The following is a 17265-nucleotide window of genomic DNA, read 5'->3' as shown; positions in this document are numbered from 1 at the left end:
GGGATTATTTGGCAAACAGCTGGCCTTCGATATCTTTGAAGGCTTTGAATTCGAGCGCATTCCCGGTTGGGTCAAGGAAAAACATGGTGGCCTGCTCACCGGGCTGGCCAACAAAACGGATGTAGGGCTCAATCACAAATTCGACGCCTTTGGATTTCAATCTATCCGCCAGTTGTTGCCAGTCTTCCATTTCCAGCACAACACCAATGTGCGGAACAGGCACTGACTTGGCATCAACAGCATTGTGATGAAGCTTGAGTGTGTTGTTTTCGCCAATGTTTGGATCATGATGAATCACCAGTTGGTGACCATAGAGATTGAAATCAACCCACTCATCGCTACTGCGCCCTTCTCCACAATTGAGGATATCCGCATAGAAACGTCGGGATTCTTCCAAGTGTCGCACTGGAATGGCGACATGAAATGGGGTTAGTGCCATGACTTTCTCCTTGTCGAAGTATTGCTAGATAGCATAGGCCATAGAAAAGATAGAGATTGCCTTAAGGCTCGGAACAGACACAAAAAAAGCACCCGAAGGTGCTTTTTCTTTTTAGCGTGAAGAGATTACTTCTTCTTGCGTTTGTCAGTGATTTCCCACTTACCGTCGATAAACAGACCCGTCCAGCCAGAAGGCTTGCCGTCATCTTCGGTACGCACGTAGTTCTCTTTGCTCTTACGACTAAAGCGAACCACTGCTTTGCGACCATCTGGATCTTCCGATGGTGCATCTGCCAGATATTTGAACTTCTCAGGCAGGCGTTCTTTGAAACGTGCCAGTTCTTCAACCAATGGTGCACGGGTTTCGCGCGATTTCGGGAAGTTACTTGCCGCCAGGAACAGACCTGATGCACCGTCACGAAGCACGAAGTACGCGTCTGAATTCTCACAAGGCAGTTCAGGGAAGTGAACTGGATCCTCTTTCGGTGGCGCGACTTCCCCGTTCTTCAGGATCTTACGGGTGTTCTTACAGGTTTCGCTGGTGCAATCCATGTACTTACCGAAACGGCCGTTTTTCAGCACCATGTCGGAACCACACTTGTCACACTCGACCACTGGGCCGTCGTAACCTTTCAGCTTGAACTCACCTTTCTCAACCACATAGCCATCACAGCTTGGGTTGTTACCACAAACATGCAGCTTGCGGTCTTGGTCGATGAGGTAAGCATCCATCGCCGTTTCACACTTCGGACAACGTTTCTTCGCACGTAGTGCTGCGGTTTCAACGTCTTCTTCAAGAACGTTAACGATGCCTTCTTCATCCATCAAGTTGATAGTGGTTTTACAACGCTCTTTCGGCGGCAGTGCATAACCAGAACAACCCAGGAATACGCCAGTCGATGCAGTACGGATACCCATCTTGCGGCCACAGGTTGGACAGTCGATGTCGGTCATCACGATGCTGTTAGGCTTCATGCCACCTTCACCTTCTTCCAGCTCTGCTTTTTCCAGATCGCCGGTGAAGTCTTTGAAGAAGTTGTTCAGAACATTTTTCCAATCTTCTGAACCCATCGCGATTTGGTCGAGGTGCTCTTCCATACGCGCAGTGAAATCGTAGTCCATCAGATCAGCAAAGCTGTCATCCAGGCGGTCTGTCACAATCTCACCCATCTTCTCTGCGTAGAAGCGACGCTGCTCTACACGCACATAGCCACGATCCTGAATCGTAGAAATGATCGCTGCATAAGTCGATGGACGGCCGATGCCACGCTTCTCAAGTTCTTTAACCAGCGCAGCTTCTGTGTAGCGCGCAGGCGGCTTGGTGAAGTGTTGCTTCGGATCCACTTTTTCCAAAGACAGAATCTCGCCCACATCAACATGCGGCAGTGTGGTGTCTTCGTTTTTACCCATTGGACGTTGAACACGTGTCCAACCGTCAAAGCGTAAGGTGCGGCCTTTTGCTTTCAGGGTAAATTCGCCTGCTTCCACAGTAATGGTGCTGGAGTCGTACTTCGCTGGCACCATCTGACAAGACACAAACTGACGCCAGATCAGGTCGTAAAGACGATGTGCGTCAGGGTCCATGCCCTGAAGATCATCAGCTTTCACATCCACACTTGAAGGACGGATCGCTTCGTGCGCTTCCTGTGCATTACCCTTTGAACCGTAGACATTTGCTGATGATGGCAGATAGTTGTCACCATACTCTGAGCCAATGAAACTGCGCGCTGCCTCAACCGCTTCTTTACTCAAGTTGGTCGAGTCAGTACGCATGTAGGTGATGTAACCTGCTTCGTACAGACGCTGAGCCAACATCATGGTCTTCTTAACGCCGAAGCCCATGCGGGTGCTCGCCGCTTGTTGCAGCGTCGAGGTAATAAACGGTGCAGACGGCTTGCTTGAGGTTGGACGGTCTTCACGGTCAACCACTTTGTAAGTCGCTTTCTGCAACGCTGCCGTTGCTGCCATTGCCTGCTCTTCGTTCAGCGGTTTAAACGCTTCACGATTTTGCTGGGCAACAACCAGACGCAACGCATTTTGGCTCGCCGTGGTGGTATCAGTGTGAATGTCCCAGTATTCCATTGGAATAAAGGCTTTGATTTCGTGCTCACGCTCAACCAGCAGCTTCACAGCAACTGACTGAACACGGCCCGCAGACAAACCACGCGCGACTTTTTTCCAAAGCAGCGGAGATACCATAAAGCCCACAACACGGTCGAGGAAACGACGCGCCTGCTGAGCATTTACGCCATCCATGTTCAGCTCGCCCGGTGCTTCGAACGCCTGCTGGATTGCGTTTTTGGTGATTTCGTTAAACACAACGCGCTTGAAGCGGCTTTCGTCACCGCCAATGATTTCCCGCAAGTGCCAGGCAATCGCCTCTCCCTCGCGGTCCAAATCCGTTGCGAGATAAACGTGGTCAGCTTTCTCTGCCAACGTTTTCAGTTCCTGCACGACTTTTTCTTTGCCCGGCAGGATTTGATAATTCGCTTTCCAGTTGCGGTATGGGTCGACACCCATTTTGTTGATCAGCGCGTTTTTGTCTTTCTCTTTTTTGATGCGCTCTTTCTCTTCCGCACTCAACCCTTTGGTTGAAACTGGCGTTGCTTTCTTGCCGCCTTGCGCGGCGCCGGTAGGCAGATCTCGGACATGACCTACGCTCGATTTAACGATGAAGTCTTTGCCCAGATATTTATTGATCGTTTTTGCCTTTGCCGGGGACTCCACGATAACGAGAGATTTACCCATAGTGACCCAATACGCCCTCGCGTTTCTCATTCATAAAATTCATTCAGATCGCTGGCAATCGATGAGCTTTCCAACTCCAGTGCCATGCTGACGCTTTTTTTAATATTGAGCGACTCGATCCGAATATCAACCAGTTTCTATCTAATTTCCCCTGATTGGTCGCTGCTTCCCCAGTTGTTGTTCATTTGTTAACAACAAGTCTGCACTATCAGGGAAATGTTGCCGTCTCACTTTTATTAGTCGAGGATATCTTAGACCGCTAGCCCTTTAGCGCCGCACTTTTACCCTCTATTCGTCATTGCTAAGAAAGCATGACTGAAAGTGCAGCCTAAAGCAGACAGGCGCGCTAATCATTACCATTGACCGAAGCATCTTTACCATTTCACATCGAATTTTTCTGGCTTGGCTCACAATAAGTAGCGGAAGCCGCAAAATAATGAGGCTTTGTTCAAACCTACTGTTTTTTCCTTTCCCGGCGCTATAATGCCCCTTCATTTCACTACCCGAATCGAGAAGAAAATGGCTGAGAAAACACCTATCAGCGCTGACGATTTATTGAAAATCGCAAACGAAATGATCCGTGAGCACGATGCTTACATCGAAGGCATGAACACTGACTCTGTCGAAGAAAAAGCCGGCGTCATGGTCTTCAAAGGGGAGTATTTTTTAGACGACAACGGACTGCCAACCCCTAAAACCACTGCCGTATTTAATATGTTTAAGTACCTGGCACACCAGTTGTCAAAGCAATATACGATTCAGTAGTTTTATAAACTCAAATGACCTGAAAATGCTGGATTCAGTGATAAAAATGCCACCTTTCGGTGGCATTTTTATCTTTAACCTTCAAACACTGCTGTGTCTTTTTTCTCGTCCTGATGGGCATCATCACCGCCGCCAGAACCCGGCTTCTGACCGCGTCCTTTTGGATCTGGGCCAAACTGATTTGGACCCGGCGTTCCATCAAGAATGCCTAACTCCACCAGCGCGAAGATAGGACCTACCAACGGCAGAAAAGTCACAATAATCCACCAAGGACTCTTGTTTCTGTCTTTCAGCCGTTTGATGTTCAGCGCGATAGAAGCATAAATGGCAAACAGTGAAATCGCCAATGCCAGTGCATCAAGCACCACATTCCCGCCCTGATAGAAGAAAGTTGGCAGCACCATAATCAATACCGGCACGCTGTACAGCCAGTAATCTCGGCGTCGCATCCGGCCTTCAAACGAGAGCAGTGCCCACTTTTGATTGTTCATTTTTACTCCTAAACGATTGGTCGCTGACCGCGGCTAATCCACTTCAGCAGCACGCGGTCTAGCGCTTCTGCCGACGCACCGGCCAGTTTTTCTGCCAGTTTCTTACGTTGAACATAACGTACGCCCAGCACATCTTTTTCTTTAACTGCCGACACCAGATAATCGTCACTGGTACCAATGCTGTCAATTAATCCCAGTGGCAGTGCCTGATTGCCAAACCAATGCTCACCAGTAGCCACTTTTTCAAGATCCAACGATGGACGGTGGTCGGCAATAAAGTCTTTGAACAGTGTGTGAGTTTCTTCCAACTCACTAACAAACTTCTCACGCGCCTTGTCTGTGTTTTCGCCAAACATGGTTAACGTGCGTTTGAATTCACCTGCAGTCAATTGCTCAAACTCAATGTCATGCTTTTTAAGCAGTTTGTTGAAGTTTGGCAACTGTGCAATTACACCGATGGAACCTACTACGGCAAAAGGTGCTGCAACGATCTTGTCTGCCACACATGCCATCATATAACCGCCACTTGCAGCCACTTTATCCACCGCAGCTGTCAACGGTATGCCTGCTTGCTTGATGCGATCAAGTTGTGAAGAAGCAAGGCCATATGCGTGAACCATACCGCCACCACTTTCAAGGCGCACCAGCACTTCATCACCCTCTTTGGCGACAGCCAGAATTGCCGTCACTTCTTCTCGCAAAGAAGCCACTTCACGTGCATCGATACTGCCTTTAAAATCCAAGACGAAAACATGTGGTTTACGGCTTTGTTCCAGCGTTGCCGTATCTGTCATTTTCTTCGCTTCATTCTTGGCATCTTTAGCCTTCGCTTTCTCCGCTTTTTTATCTGCTTTGTCGCGCGCTTTTAATGCCGCTTCATCGTAAAGATGCGATTCCATCGAATGCACTAAATCTTTATGTTTTTCAGTCAGGTTAGTGATTTCCAACTCACCTTTTTGAGACTGTTTTCCGCCAGCGCTTTTAGCAATAATAAGCACGACGATCACGGCGACTGCAAAGGTCAGCACTTTCGCCAGGAAAAGGCCGTAATCAAGCAAGAATTCCAAACTTAGTTCCTCGTTTATTTTTGTTTCTGTGTACTTTTATTGAGCACAGATTTATGTGAATCCTGTCATTCTACTAGACATGAATACCCAAACAACCTCGTATGTCGCTTTCTTTACATCACCAGGTTGTTTCTTCTTCCCAAGCAGCCTTAAAATGCGAGCTTACAACAGTGCCTTTCACTCGCATGATGACGAGTGGCAAGTTTAGCAGGCACGCAAGATCAAAATGAAAAGGATATTGTAACGTGGAGTATCAAGTAGCAGCCGACGCATTGAATGGCAAAGTGATTCTGGTGACCGGCGCAGGCGACGGTATTGGCCGCCAGGCTGCCATCAGTTACGCACAACACGGTGCAACAGTTATTTTGCTGGGACGCACAGTGAAGAAACTGGAAAGCGTTTACGACGAAATCGAAGCAGCAGGTTACCCGCAACCAGCGATCATTCCACTCGATATGATGGGTGCAACCCGCCAGCATTATTTGGATATGACCGACACCATCGAGCAGCAGTTCGGTAAGCTGGACGGTGTTTTACACAACGCAGGCATGCTGGGCGTGCTGAGCCCATTCGACCAAATCGAAGAAAAAGCCTACGACGAAGTCATGCAGGTGAACGTGAAAGCGACTTTCATGATGACTCAGGCACTGATGCCTTTGATTCAAAAGTCTAAAGATGGCCGTATCGTTTTCACTTCATCGACAGTAGGGCATTCAGGACGTGCGTTTTGGGGCACCTATGCTATCTCTAAATTCGCGACTGAAGGTATGATGCAAGTGCTGGCTGATGAGCTCAGCAACACCACGGTGAAGGTCAACGCCATCAATCCAGGTGGTACACGCACTAAAATGCGTGCATCGGCTTTCCCTGCTGAAGATGCCAACAACCTTAAAACACCATTGGATATCATGCCGCTGTACCTTTACCTGATGGCACCTGAAGGCAAAGACGTGAATGGTCAGTGTATTGATGCTCAGCCGAAATAAAGCATCTAGGCTCTAGATGCTAGAAAACGACAAAAGCCAGCATCTCTGCTGGCTTTTTCTTTATATATTCCAAACCATTAACGTGGCTTGCGGTTTCCACCTGTCTTCTTCTGACGGGTAGAAGGCTGACCGGAACGGTTTGCACCAGGTTTACCTGGACGACCACCACCTGTGCGGGTGCGGTTACCAGCTGGTTGACCACCACGACGGTTACGTGGTTTGCGGGTTTCACCAGACTCAACACGCTCTTCATAACGGCGTACTGCACGGCGAATCTTTTGCGCACGCGCTTTACGTTTCTTGGTTTCTGGGTCGATCATGGTTTCTTGTTCTGCACGCAGTTCTACCATCTCACGAAGGTAGTTCACATCGTTCAGTTCAAGCTCCATCCAGCCGCCACGTGGCAATTCTTTGCTCAGGTAGATATCACCGTAGCGAACACGCTTAAGACGGCTCACAGTCACGCCCTGAGTTTCCCACAGACGACGTACTTCGCGGTTACGACCTTCAGTGATCACCACGTAGAAGGTGTGATTTGAACCTTCACCACCTGCGTAAACCACGTCTTCGAAACGTGCTTCACCGTCTTCCAGTTCAACACCGCGAACCAGATTACGAACCATCTCTTCGTTAACTTCGCCGAATACACGAACCATGTATTCGCGCTGCACCTGACGGCTTGGGTGCATCAAACGGTTTGCCAGTTCACCATCTGTGGTGAAAAGCAGAAGACCCGAGGTATTTGCGTCCAGACGGCCTACTGCCACCCAGCGTGCGCCATTCAGGCGTGGCAGGCGGTCAAACACGGTGCGGCGACCTTCTGGATCGCTGCGGGTACACAATTCGCCTTCCGGCTTGTTGTATGCCAGAACACGACAAACTTGTTCAGAAGACGCAGAAATTTGCACATGGTGACCATCAACACGTACGTTAGCATTCAGGTCTTCCAAACGGTCACCCAGTTTTGCTACTACACCGTTAACACTCACTCGGCCGGACTGAATCATGCCCTCGATTTCACGACGTGAACCAAGACCTGCACGGGCCAGCACCTTCTGTAATTTTTCGCTCATTGACTAACTACCTTACTGTCGCCTTCACAGGCGTCGATGTCGGAAAGAAAACCTTTGGAGGCGCGACTGAGCGCGGATCTAAGGCAACGGCGTATTATGCCAAAATGCACACAATGACACCACATAATTTCACGGAATCGATAATGGCTGAATCTGGCAATTTTCGTTTGCACTCAGCCATTTTATTTAACTGAGAGTTTTTGCCCAATTGCCCCTCTTCTAGCCTATTCAAAAGGAGAGGTATCGCCTGTACCACGACGGAGAATTTCAGGCTCATCTTCGCTGAGATCGATGACTGTAGTTGGCTGCTCGCCCAGGTAACCACCGTTGAGAATACAGTCGACGGCATGTTCCAACTGGTCACGGATCGCCTCCGGATCAGACTCTGTATGCTCATTCCCCGGTAAGATTAGCGAAGTGGACATCATCGGCTCGCCCAACGCCTCAAGTAAATCCAGCGCAATTTGGTTGTCCGGCACACGGATACCGATGGTTTTACGCTTAGGATTCATCAGTCGGCGAGGTACTTCTTTGGTCGCTTTCAAGATGAAAGTGTAACAACCCGGCGTGTTGTTACGAATCAGGCGGTAAGCACTGTTGTCGACGCGGGCATAGACCGAAAGTTCAGACAAATCACGGCACATCAGCGTGAAGTTATGTCTGTCGTCCAGTCGACGAATGCGACAGATTCGCTCAAGTGCTTGTTTGTTTTCCAACTGGCAACCCAGCGCATAGCCAGAATCCGTTGGATAGATAATCACACCACCGTTGCGAACAATCGCAACAGCTTGATTGATAAGACGTGCTTGCGGGTTTTCAGGATGCACGTAAAAGAATTGGCTCACACTTCCTCCTCATGAGACATTTCTGCCTCGGCAATCTCGGGCAAAGACCAGTTTTCCCAGACTTCCTTACAACCTTTCGGTAAGTATAAGTTACGACCCAACTCCAGCCACGGTGAAGGGTAATGAAAATCAGAGCCTTGGGAACCGGCTAACCCGAACTGAATAGCGTAGTCGCCCAGCAGACGACGTTCATTGGGCGATTGTTGTGGCTGTGCAACTTCCATTGCATCACCACCTGCATCAACAAAAACCTGAAGCAGGCGTTTCAGCCATTTAGCGGTAAGTTTATACCGACCAGGATGAGCCAGCACGGCTTGACCACCCGCTTTGTGAATAACATCAACGGCTTCCTGAATCGTACACCAGTTTGGTGGTACATAACCTGGGTTGCCGCGGGTCAGATATTTTTTGAATACGGCCTGCATGTTTTTCACATGCCCCTGCTCCACCATCCAACGGGCAAAGTGGGCGCGTGTAAGCGCGACATCGCCTGCCAGCGCTTTTGTGCCTTCGAGCGCGCCGGGCATACGCTGCTTTTCCAAGCGTTCTGCAATTTGTACTGCACGTTCATCGCGGCGTGCTGACTGCTCAACGATCAGTTTCTGCAATTCAGGAGATTCTGGGTCGATGTTGAGACCGACGACATGGATGTCTTTGTTTTCCCAAACCGTCGATATTTCAATACCATTGACGATGTGTAATGGCAGATTGTCACGGGCAACCACTGCTTTGGCTTCTTCCAGCCCTGCCACCGTATCGTGATCGGTAATCGCAAGTACATTGACGCGAAAATCAACCGCGCGCTTGACCAAGTCTTCCGGTGTGAAGCGCCCATCCGACGCTGTTGTGTGGCTATGTAGATCAAATAGCATTCATTTTCTTCTATTTGTTGCTTGACTTCGCCACCATATACTAGTTAACTAGTACACGATTACTTATTCAAATGGATTTCGTCTTCATGGTACAGCATAACCTCATCCAACAAACAGCACTGATTAACTGGTGGTGGCACTCCCAATAGCGGGCGGTGTGATGAGTGATATCTCAAGGAAAGACGACACCAAGCCCGCATAACGCGGGTTTTTTTGTTCCTATTTTTTTCCCGGGAACTGGATTGGGAATGACAAGCTAAGGACTCAGATTATGATCATTGTGCTAAAGCCTCAGGCAACAGAACAAGAAGCAAAACACATCCTGAACAAGATTGAGAACGCTGGCCTGAAGCCACTTTACATGCCGGGTGTAGAGCGCATTGTTTTGGGCGCACTGGGTGATGAACGCGTATTGCAGAAGCTTCATCTGGACAGCGATCCACTGGTTGAAGAAGTCAAACCTATCCTGACCAAATACAAAATGGTGTCCCGCGAAGTACAGGCACACAACAGCGTGGTCCGCATCGGTAATGTGCCAGTTGGCGGCGACAAATTCGCGGTTATCGCAGGTCCATGCTCTGTAGAATCCGAACAACAATTGATGTCTGTTGCAGATGTCGTCAAAGGTCATGGCGCAGTTGCCCTTCGTGGCGGCGCTTACAAGCCCCGCACCAGCCCTTATGACTTCCAGGGCATGGGCGTTGAAGGCCTGAAACTGCTTAAACAAGCAAGTGAAGCTGCCGGCATGCCAACCGTTTCTGAAGTCATGGAAGTCGGTCAAGTTGATTCATTGTGTGAATACATCGACTGCTTGCAAATTGGCGCACGCAATATGCAGAACTACGGATTGTTAAAAGCAGTTGGCGAAACAGGTAAACCGGTCTTGTTAAAACGCGGACTTTCCGCCACTATCGAGGAACTGTTGCTGGCGGCAGAATATATCTATGATGCTGGCAACCCGAACATTATTCTCTGTGAGCGCGGCATTCGTACATTTGAAACAGCAACGCGTAATACTTTGGATTTAAATGCAGTCGCTTACATCAAACAGCGCAGCCACTTGCCAGTGGTCGTCGACCCAAGTCATGGCACCGGCGTACGTGAGCTTGTCATTCCATTGTCTCGTGCGGCAGCAGCGGTAGGCGCCGACGGTATCATCGTTGAAAGCCACCTCAATCCAGCAGAAGCGCTGTCAGATGGGCATCAAGCACTGACAGGGGAAATGTTCGCGCAGTTAATGCAAGAATTGAAACCATTTGTAGAAGCAGCAGGGAGAACGCTGTGAAAAACCACGCTTTAAATAAAGGCGAACTCGACGTATTGAGCCTGGATGTGCCATACGTCGCTGCACCCACTGAACTGTATGCGGCGATCTGTCAGGATCGCCCACATAGCCTGTTACTTGAATCTGCCGAGATTGATTCCAAACAGGATCTCAAAAGCCTGATGTTGGTCGATGCAGCTGTGCGTATCGTTTGTCGTGGCCGCACGGTTGAACTCGAAGCTAAGAGCCAAAACGGCCACAACGTGCTTGATGCCGTTGAAGCTGAACTCACCAGCCAACAACTTGCTATTGAAAGTGAACGTCAGCCAGAGCTGCTGACCTTACACTTTGCTGAAGAAAACCGCACACTGGATGAAGACGCCCGTCTGCGCCAGCCATCCCCTTTTGATGCGCTGCGTTTGGTTCAGCATGCTTTCAAACTGGATGGTCTGCCAGACGAAGCATTGTTTGTCGGTGGTTTGTTTGCCTACGACTTAGTCGCACAATTTGAACCGTTGCCAGAAGTGGAATCCGGTAACCGTTGTCCTGACTACCTGTTTTATGTTGCGGAAACCCTTTTGGTTATCGACCACCAACGTCGCAAAGCCAAGCTTCAGGCAACCCAGTTTGGTGGCAACGAAAACACCGAAACCTACTTTGATTTAAGCCGTCGCTTACAGGCAATTCGGGAAAGCTGCCTGAATCCAACCGAAATGCCTTCTGCGAAGCAACTGGACAGTGTTGATGTGGCAGTCTCTGTCAGCGACGAAGATTTCTGCAATGCTGTCGATGAGCTCAAAGGCTATGTGGTAAAAGGCGATGTTTTCCAAGTCGTGCCTAGCCGTCGCTTCACTTTGCCATGCCCTTCTCCACTGAACGCTTACCTGAAACTCAAACAAGGCAACCCGAGCCCTTACATGTTCTACATGCAGGATGAGGAGTTCACCCTGTTTGGCGCGTCTCCGGAAAGTGCACTGAAATACAGCAAAGACACCAATCAAGTTGAAATCTACCCGATCGCAGGTACACGCCATCGCGGTAAAAACAGTGATGGTTCCATCAACCTTGATCTGGATGGTCGTATAGAACTTGAACTTCGCAACGACATCAAGGAAAAAGCCGAGCACATGATGCTGGTTGATTTGGCGCGAAACGATGTGGCTCGCATCAGTGAACCTGGTACCCGCTATGTTGCTGATCTTCTTCAAGTTGACCGTTACAGTCACGTGATGCATTTGGTGTCGCGCGTTGTCGGACAGCTTCGTCATGATTTGGATGCTCTGCATGCTTACCAAGCCTGCATGAACATGGGTACCTTGACGGGTGCCCCGAAAATCCGAGCCATGCAATTGATTCGTGAGTTCGAGCAAAGCCGTCGCGGCAGCTATGGTGGCGCAGTCGGTTACATTACCGGTCACGGCGATATGGATACCTGTATCGTTATCCGCTCTGCTTATGTAGAAGATGGCGTAGCGCAGGTACAAGCCGGTGCAGGTGTGGTGTTTGATTCTTTGCCTCAGGCAGAAGCAGACGAAACCCGTGGCAAAGCCGCTGCCGTTCTTACCGCCATTCGCGCAGCACATACAGGAGCATAAGCATGAGCAATCAGGTCAATGCACATATTGTGCTCGTCGATAACTTCGACTCATTCACTTACAACCTGGTCGATCAGTTCCGCTCACTCGGTTATCCGGTCACGATTTACCGAAACAGCCTGAGTGCAGACCAAATCGAACAGGCGCTGTCTGAACTCAACAACCCAGTGGTTGTGCTGTCGCCCGGCCCTGGCGCACCTTCAGAAGCAGGCTGTATGCCAGAGCTGATTCTAAAGCTGAAAGGCAAAGTGCCCATGATTGGTATTTGTTTGGGCCAACAAGCGATTACAGAAGCCTACGGCGGTACTGTTGCCGGCGCAGGTGAAATTGTTCACGGCAAAGCGTCACTCATGACACACAACGGCCACGATGTATTTGGAAACATCGAAAGTCCGTTGACGATTGCCCGATACCACTCTTTGGTCGCGACCAAGGTACCAGATTCACTTGATGTGATTGCGGATGTGGATGGATTGGTGATGGCTGTCGTTAACGACGCAGACAAAGTCGTGGGTTTCCAATTCCACCCGGAATCCATTCTTACAACAAAAGGCGCAGACCTTTTAACCAATACCATTAACTGGGCTACACAAGCGCGCTGATCGACAAGGACAAGGAGAGCATTATGGAAGCGATTATTAACAAACTTTACGACCAGACATCTTTGTCACAGGAAGAGAGCCATCAGCTGTTTGATACCATTATCAAAGGCGAGCTTGACCCCATTCTGTTGTCAGCAGCGCTGACCGCATTGAAAATCAAAGGCGAAACGCCAGAAGAAATTGCAGGTGCAGCGTCTGCACTCACTGAAAACGCCAACCCATTCCCAACGCCGGATTACGACTTTGCTGACATCGTTGGCACCGGCGGTGATGGCGCAAACACCATCAACATTTCAACCACCGCAGCATTCGTTGCCGCAGCATGTGGCGTGAAAGTCGCCAAGCACGGTAACCGCGGTGTATCAAGCAAGTCGGGTTCTTCTGATCTGCTAGCGGCATTTGGTATCGACCTGGCAATGAGCCCAGACACCGCACGCCGCGCACTGGATGACTTGGGCGTGTGCTTCCTGTTTGCACCTCAGTATCACAGCGGTGTTCGCCATGCGATGCCGGTTCGCCAAACGATGAAAACCCGCACCATCTTCAATTTGCTGGGCCCACTGATTAACCCTGCGAAGCCAACGCTGGAATTGATGGGTGTGTACGACAAGGCACTGGTTCGCCCAATCGCCGAAACCATGCTGAACCTCAACATGAAACGCGCAGCCGTTGTTCACGGCAGTGGTTTGGATGAGGTAGCGATTCACGGTGAAACAACGGTCGCGGAAATCAAAGACGGCGTGATTACTGAATACACACTGACACCGGAAGACTTTGGCGTTCAAACCTACCCGCTTGAATCCATCAAAGGCGGTACCCCAGAAGAAAACCGCGAAATCATTTCGCAAATTCTACAAGGCAATGGCACCGACGCGCAGCAATCTGCTGTCGCTGTTAACGTGGCATTACTGCTGCGCCTGTTTGGACAAGAAGATCTCAAAGCTAACACGCAAAAAGCGCTGGATGTAATGAATAGTGGTAAGCCATTCGAACTGGTTCAGCAACTGGCATCTCGGAGCAACTAATGGAAACGGTACTGGCAAAAATTGTTGAAGACAAAAAACAGTGGGTAGCGGCGCGTAAAGAGTCGCAACCACTAGAGAGTTTTATTAACGACGTCGTACCCAGCGATCGTAGCTTCTACGACGCGCTCTCTGGCAACCCGGCAAAGTTCATTCTCGAGTGCAAAAAGGCGTCACCGTCCAAAGGGCTAATTCGTGATGACTTTGATCTGAACTACATCGCGGGTGTTTACGGCAAACATGCCGCTGCGATTTCAGTGTTGACGGATGAAAAGTACTTCCAGGGCAATTTCGATTTTCTGCCAATTGTTCGTTCGCAAGTCCCTTGTCCTGTGCTTTGCAAAGATTTCATGGTCGACACCTACCAGGTGTACCTTGCGCGCCACCATCAAGCCGACGCCATCCTGTTGATGCTGTCTGTACTTAACGATGAAGAATACCGCACACTCGCAGCGGTCGCGCATGAGCTGAACCTCGGTGTGTTGACGGAAGTCAGTAACGAAGAAGAACTGGAGCGTGCGATTGCTCTCAATGCCAAAGTTGTTGGCATCAATAACCGCAATCTGCGTGACCTTAGCATCGACTTGAACCGTACCAAAGAACTGGCACCTCGTCTGCCTGATGACCGCATTGTAATTTCAGAGTCGGGTATTTATACCCACCAGCAAATCCGCGAATTAGCACCGTTTGCGAATGGCTTCCTGATTGGCAGCTCGCTGATGGCAGAAGCGGATGTCGAGCAAGCGGTTCGCCGTGTGCTTTATGGTGACAATAAGGTATGTGGCCTGACCCGCTCGGAAGACGCCAAAGCGGCTTACGATTCTTATGCCAACTACGGTGGCCTGATCTTCGTTGAGAAGTCGCCTCGTTATGTCGATTTAGAAGCAGCGAGAAAAGTGATGGAAGGCGCGCCGCTGCAATACGTTGGCGTGTTCCAGAACCACGACCTGAGCCATGTCGCTGACACCGCAAAAGCGCTGGATCTGGCAGCGGTTCAACTTCACGGCGCTGAAGACAGCGAATATGTGAAACAACTTCGTGCCGAATTGCCGAAAGATACTCAGATTTGGAAAGCGCATGGCGTAAGCGACACGGTTCCTCACATTGAGCCTCACGCTGACCGTAATCTTCTGGACAGCCGTGTCGGCAATCAAAGCGGCGGAACAGGAACACAGTTCGACTGGTCATTGGTACCGGATGAACAAAAAGAAAGCCTGATGCTGGCCGGTGGCCTGTCATCAGAGAACGCAAAAGAAGCCGCGCAAATCGGCTGTGCGGGACTCGATTTTAACTCGGGCGTGGAAAGCGAACCGGGTATCAAAGATAAAGACAAATTGGACGCTGCATTTACGGCGCTGAGAGATTACTAAGGACTGTTATGACTAAGTTGAACGCCTATTTTGGAGAGTTTGGCGGACAGTATGTTCCTCAAATTCTGGTTCCAGCGTTAGACCAACTGGAGCAAGCGTTTATTGACGCACAGAACGATCCAGCTTTTCAGGAAGAGTTCATTTCTCTTCTGAAAGAGTATGCGGGTCGTCCTACTGCCCTCACCCTTTGTCGCAACCTGACCAAAGGGACCAAAACCAAGCTTTACCTGAAGCGTGAAGACCTGCTCCATGGCGGAGCACACAAAACCAATCAGGTATTGGGTCAGGCGCTACTGGCTAAGCGTATGGGCAAAAAAGAAATCATTGCCGAAACTGGCGCTGGTCAACATGGTGTTGCTACAGCACTGGCTTGTGCCCTGCTGGATCTGAAATGCCGCGTATACATGGGCGCGAAAGACGTTGAACGCCAAAGCCCGAACGTATTCCGTATGAAGCTGATGGGCGCAGAGGTCATCCCTGTTCATTCTGGTTCTTCCACGCTGAAAGATGCCTGTAACGAAGCACTGCGTGATTGGTCTGCAAGTTACGAAGAAGCCCACTATTTGCTGGGTACTGCGGCGGGCCCTCACCCATTCCCGACGATTGTTCGTGAATTCCAGAAGATGATTGGTGAAGAGACCAAGCAGCAAATTCTGGAAATCGAGGGCCGCTTACCTGATAACGTGATCGCCTGTGTGGGCGGTGGTTCTAACGCTATTGGTATGTTCGCCGACTTCATCGAAGAAACCGATGTGGGTCTGATTGGCGTTGAGCCTGCAGGTCTGGGTCTGGACACAGACCAACATGGTGCGCCGCTCAAACACGGTAAACTCGGCATCTTCTTTGGCATGAAAGCGCCACTGATGCAGGATCCAAATGGTCAGGTAGAAGAGTCTTACTCTGTGTCTGCCGGTCTCGACTTCCCATCGGTTGGCCCTCAGCATGCGCATCTGAATTCTATTGGCCGTGCCGAATACGTGGCAATTACCGATGACGAAGCGCTGGATGCTTTTCAGGAACTGGCTCGTCACGAAGGCATTATTCCTGCATTGGAATCTGCTCATGCTTTGGCGTATGCGCTGAAGATGGCAAAAGAAAACCCAGAAAAAGAGCAGCTGCTTGTAGTGAACCTGTCAGGCCGCGGTGACAAGGACATCTTTACTGTCCACGACATTTTGAAAGAAAAAGGAGTGATGTAATGGCTGCTACCTTGTCTCACCGCTATGAAGCGATGTTCGAACAGCTGGATGCTAAAGGTGAAGGCGCATTCGTTCCTTTTGTCACCATTGGCGATCCAAATCCAGAGCAATCACTGCGTATCATTGAAACCCTGATTGAAAATGGTGCTGACGCGCTGGAACTGGGCATTCCGTTCTCAGATCCACTTGCCGACGGCCCAACCATTCAAGGCGCTACTATTCGTGCGTTGGAATCTGGCACTACGCCAGACAATTGCTTCGGCATTCTGAAGGAAGTGCGTGAGCGTCATCCTGATATTCCTGTTGGCCTTCTGATGTATGCGAACCTGGTTTTCGCTAATGGCATCGACAACTTCTACGCGAAATGCGCAGACGCTGGCGTAGATTCAGTGCTGATTGCTGATGTGCCAGCAGGTGAATCTGCCGAGTTCCGTGAGTCCGCTGCCAAACATGGTGTTCACGCTATCTTTATCGCGCCACCAAATGCGAACGAAGAAACCCTGAAAACCATCTCTGAACTAGGCGGTGGCTACACCTACCTGCTTTCCCGTGCTGGTGTTACTGGTGCAGAAACCAAAGCAGGTAAACCAATTGAGCACCTGTTCGCTCAACTGTCGGTATTCGATGCACCTCGTCCTTTACTGGGCTTTGGTATTTCAGAGCCAGCACAAGTTAAAGAAGCCATTACTGCAGGCGCTGCGGGGGCGATTTCAGGTTCAGCGGTGGTGAAAATCATCGAGCGCAATGTTGCTGATGAAGCAAACATGCTGAAAGAGCTTGGCGAGTTCGTTGCAAACATGAAAGCCGCAACAACCAAGTAAGACGAAGCCGTCCCAAATCTCCGATATTAAAGGCCATCATCCGATGGCCTTTTCTTTTCTCTGGCTCCTTTGCGTTTTAACTGCCGGAAGTTTTCGGTAAACTTTGT

The 17265-nt window shown here is 49.9% G+C and carries 16 protein-coding genes and 1 other annotated feature; of the genes, 9 read left to right on the top strand and 7 right to left on the bottom strand.

All coding sequences use genetic code 11. The features are described 5' to 3' along the window. Positions 1–4 precede the first annotated feature (4 nt). Positions 5–439, bottom strand: coding sequence for a VOC family protein (locus tag QL223_RS06960; protein WP_002540184.1), 435 nt, complete (start codon positions 437–439; stop codon positions 5–7). A gap of 125 nt (positions 440–564) precedes the next feature. Beyond that, entirely contained in the window at positions 565–3186 is a 2622-nt protein-coding gene (gene topA / locus QL223_RS06955) for a type I DNA topoisomerase (protein WP_062662311.1), read from the bottom strand. Positions 3187–3705: 519 nt separating this feature from the next. On the opposite strand from topA, the gene QL223_RS06950 reads away from it, so the two are divergent. Next, positions 3706–3951, top strand: a complete 246-nt coding sequence (locus tag QL223_RS06950; RefSeq protein WP_046306523.1) for a YciN family protein — start codon at positions 3706–3708, stop codon at positions 3949–3951. Between the two features lie 74 nt (positions 3952–4025). Here the strand turns inward: QL223_RS06950 and QL223_RS06945 are convergent, their stop codons facing one another. Both QL223_RS06945 and sohB read right to left on the bottom strand, forming a co-directional pair. Further along, a complete protein-coding gene (locus QL223_RS06945; protein ID WP_281544291.1) occupies positions 4026–4442 on the bottom strand; it encodes a DUF805 domain-containing protein in 417 nt (138 codons plus the stop codon). An 8-nt stretch (positions 4443–4450) separates the two neighbouring features. Continuing rightward, complete coding sequence (sohB, locus tag QL223_RS06940) at positions 4451–5509, bottom strand: protease SohB (protein ID WP_002540188.1); 1059 nt, start codon at positions 5507–5509, stop codon at positions 4451–4453. 245 nt (positions 5510–5754) lie between these two features. Here sohB and QL223_RS06935 point away from each other — a divergent pair, with 245 nt between their 5' ends. After that, a complete protein-coding gene (locus tag QL223_RS06935) occupies positions 5755–6495 on the top strand; it encodes a YciK family oxidoreductase (RefSeq protein ID WP_002540189.1) in 741 nt (246 codons plus the stop codon). Positions 6496–6572: 77 nt separating this feature from the next. Here QL223_RS06935 and rluB read toward each other — a convergent pair whose 3' ends face one another. From rluB to QL223_RS06920, 3 genes are all read right to left on the bottom strand, one after another. Continuing rightward, the gene (gene rluB / locus QL223_RS06930; protein ID WP_002540190.1) at positions 6573–7568 is read right to left on the bottom strand and encodes a 23S rRNA pseudouridine(2605) synthase RluB; all 996 of its coding nucleotides are present in this window, start codon (positions 7566–7568) and stop codon (positions 6573–6575) included. Between the two features lie 224 nt (positions 7569–7792). After that, positions 7793–8413 (bottom strand): L-threonylcarbamoyladenylate synthase, encoded by a 621-nt coding sequence (locus QL223_RS06925; RefSeq protein ID WP_002540191.1) that lies wholly within the window; start codon positions 8411–8413, stop codon positions 7793–7795. Beyond that, positions 8410–9285 carry a PHP domain-containing protein gene (locus QL223_RS06920; RefSeq protein ID WP_281544290.1) on the bottom strand — a complete coding sequence of 292 codons (876 nt, stop codon included), beginning with the start codon at positions 9283–9285 and terminating at the stop codon, positions 8410–8412. The genes QL223_RS06925 and QL223_RS06920 overlap by 4 nt, the downstream gene beginning before the upstream one ends. Before the next feature lie 122 nt (positions 9286–9407). Next, positions 9408–9502 (top strand) — a sequence feature (Trp leader region). A gap of 54 nt (positions 9503–9556) precedes the next feature. Between QL223_RS06920 and aroF the strand changes: the two genes are divergently transcribed. From aroF to trpA, 7 genes are read left to right on the top strand one after another with little or no spacing between them, the layout of a single operon-like run. Then, on the top strand, positions 9557–10570 hold the full coding sequence (gene aroF, locus QL223_RS06915) for a 3-deoxy-7-phosphoheptulonate synthase (protein WP_002540193.1): 1014 nt from the start codon (positions 9557–9559) through the stop codon (positions 10568–10570). Further along, the gene (locus tag QL223_RS06910) at positions 10567–12144 is read left to right on the top strand and encodes an anthranilate synthase component 1 (protein WP_281544289.1); all 1578 of its coding nucleotides are present in this window, start codon (positions 10567–10569) and stop codon (positions 12142–12144) included. The genes aroF and QL223_RS06910 overlap by 4 nt, the downstream gene beginning before the upstream one ends. A gap of 2 nt (positions 12145–12146) precedes the next feature. After that, complete coding sequence (locus QL223_RS06905; protein WP_281544288.1) at positions 12147–12746, top strand: aminodeoxychorismate/anthranilate synthase component II; 600 nt, start codon at positions 12147–12149, stop codon at positions 12744–12746. Positions 12747–12769: 23 nt separating this feature from the next. Continuing rightward, positions 12770–13771, top strand: coding sequence for an anthranilate phosphoribosyltransferase (trpD, locus tag QL223_RS06900; RefSeq protein ID WP_281544287.1), 1002 nt, complete (start codon positions 12770–12772; stop codon positions 13769–13771). After that, positions 13771–15138 (top strand): bifunctional indole-3-glycerol-phosphate synthase TrpC/phosphoribosylanthranilate isomerase TrpF, encoded by a 1368-nt coding sequence (trpCF, locus tag QL223_RS06895; RefSeq protein WP_281544286.1) that lies wholly within the window; start codon positions 13771–13773, stop codon positions 15136–15138. The genes trpD and trpCF overlap by 1 nt, the downstream gene beginning before the upstream one ends. Positions 15139–15146: 8 nt before the next feature. Then, the gene (gene trpB / locus QL223_RS06890) at positions 15147–16337 is read left to right on the top strand and encodes a tryptophan synthase subunit beta (protein ID WP_002540198.1); all 1191 of its coding nucleotides are present in this window, start codon (positions 15147–15149) and stop codon (positions 16335–16337) included. Next, positions 16337–17158: a tryptophan synthase subunit alpha gene (trpA, locus tag QL223_RS06885; protein ID WP_281544285.1), complete on the top strand. Its 822-nt coding sequence runs from the start codon at positions 16337–16339 to the stop codon at positions 17156–17158. The genes trpB and trpA overlap by 1 nt, the downstream gene beginning before the upstream one ends. Positions 17159–17265 lie beyond the last annotated feature (107 nt).

The sequence above is a fragment of the Grimontia sp. SpTr1 genome (assembly GCF_947387585.1).
GTDB classification, from domain to species: Bacteria; Pseudomonadota; Gammaproteobacteria; order Enterobacterales; family Vibrionaceae; genus Enterovibrio; species Enterovibrio indicus.
The sequence above is the reverse complement of the archived record's forward strand: the minus strand, read 5'-3'. Positions and strand labels throughout refer to the sequence as shown.

Excerpts from the sequence above, each read along its gene's own strand:
- QL223_RS06960 (WP_002540184.1), bottom strand. The coding sequence starts at position 439 with ATGGCACTAACCCCATTTCATGTCGCCATTCCAGTGCGACACTTGGAA.
- topA (WP_062662311.1), bottom strand. The coding sequence starts at position 3,186 with ATGGGTAAATCTCTCGTTATCGTGGAGTCCCCGGCAAAGGCAAAAACG.
- QL223_RS06950 (WP_046306523.1), top strand. The coding sequence starts at position 3,706 with ATGGCTGAGAAAACACCTATCAGCGCTGACGATTTATTGAAAATCGCA.
- QL223_RS06945 (WP_281544291.1), bottom strand. The coding sequence starts at position 4,442 with ATGAACAATCAAAAGTGGGCACTGCTCTCGTTTGAAGGCCGGATGCGA.
- rluB (WP_002540190.1), bottom strand. The coding sequence starts at position 7,568 with ATGAGCGAAAAATTACAGAAGGTGCTGGCCCGTGCAGGTCTTGGTTCA.
- QL223_RS06920 (WP_281544290.1), bottom strand. The coding sequence starts at position 9,285 with ATGCTATTTGATCTACATAGCCACACAACAGCGTCGGATGGGCGCTTC.
- aroF (WP_002540193.1), top strand. The coding sequence starts at position 9,557 with ATGATCATTGTGCTAAAGCCTCAGGCAACAGAACAAGAAGCAAAACAC.
- QL223_RS06905 (WP_281544288.1), top strand. The coding sequence starts at position 12,147 with ATGAGCAATCAGGTCAATGCACATATTGTGCTCGTCGATAACTTCGAC.
- trpD (WP_281544287.1), top strand. The coding sequence starts at position 12,770 with ATGGAAGCGATTATTAACAAACTTTACGACCAGACATCTTTGTCACAG.
- trpCF (WP_281544286.1), top strand. The coding sequence starts at position 13,771 with ATGGAAACGGTACTGGCAAAAATTGTTGAAGACAAAAAACAGTGGGTA.
- trpB (WP_002540198.1), top strand. The coding sequence starts at position 15,147 with ATGACTAAGTTGAACGCCTATTTTGGAGAGTTTGGCGGACAGTATGTT.
- trpA (WP_281544285.1), top strand. The coding sequence starts at position 16,337 with ATGGCTGCTACCTTGTCTCACCGCTATGAAGCGATGTTCGAACAGCTG.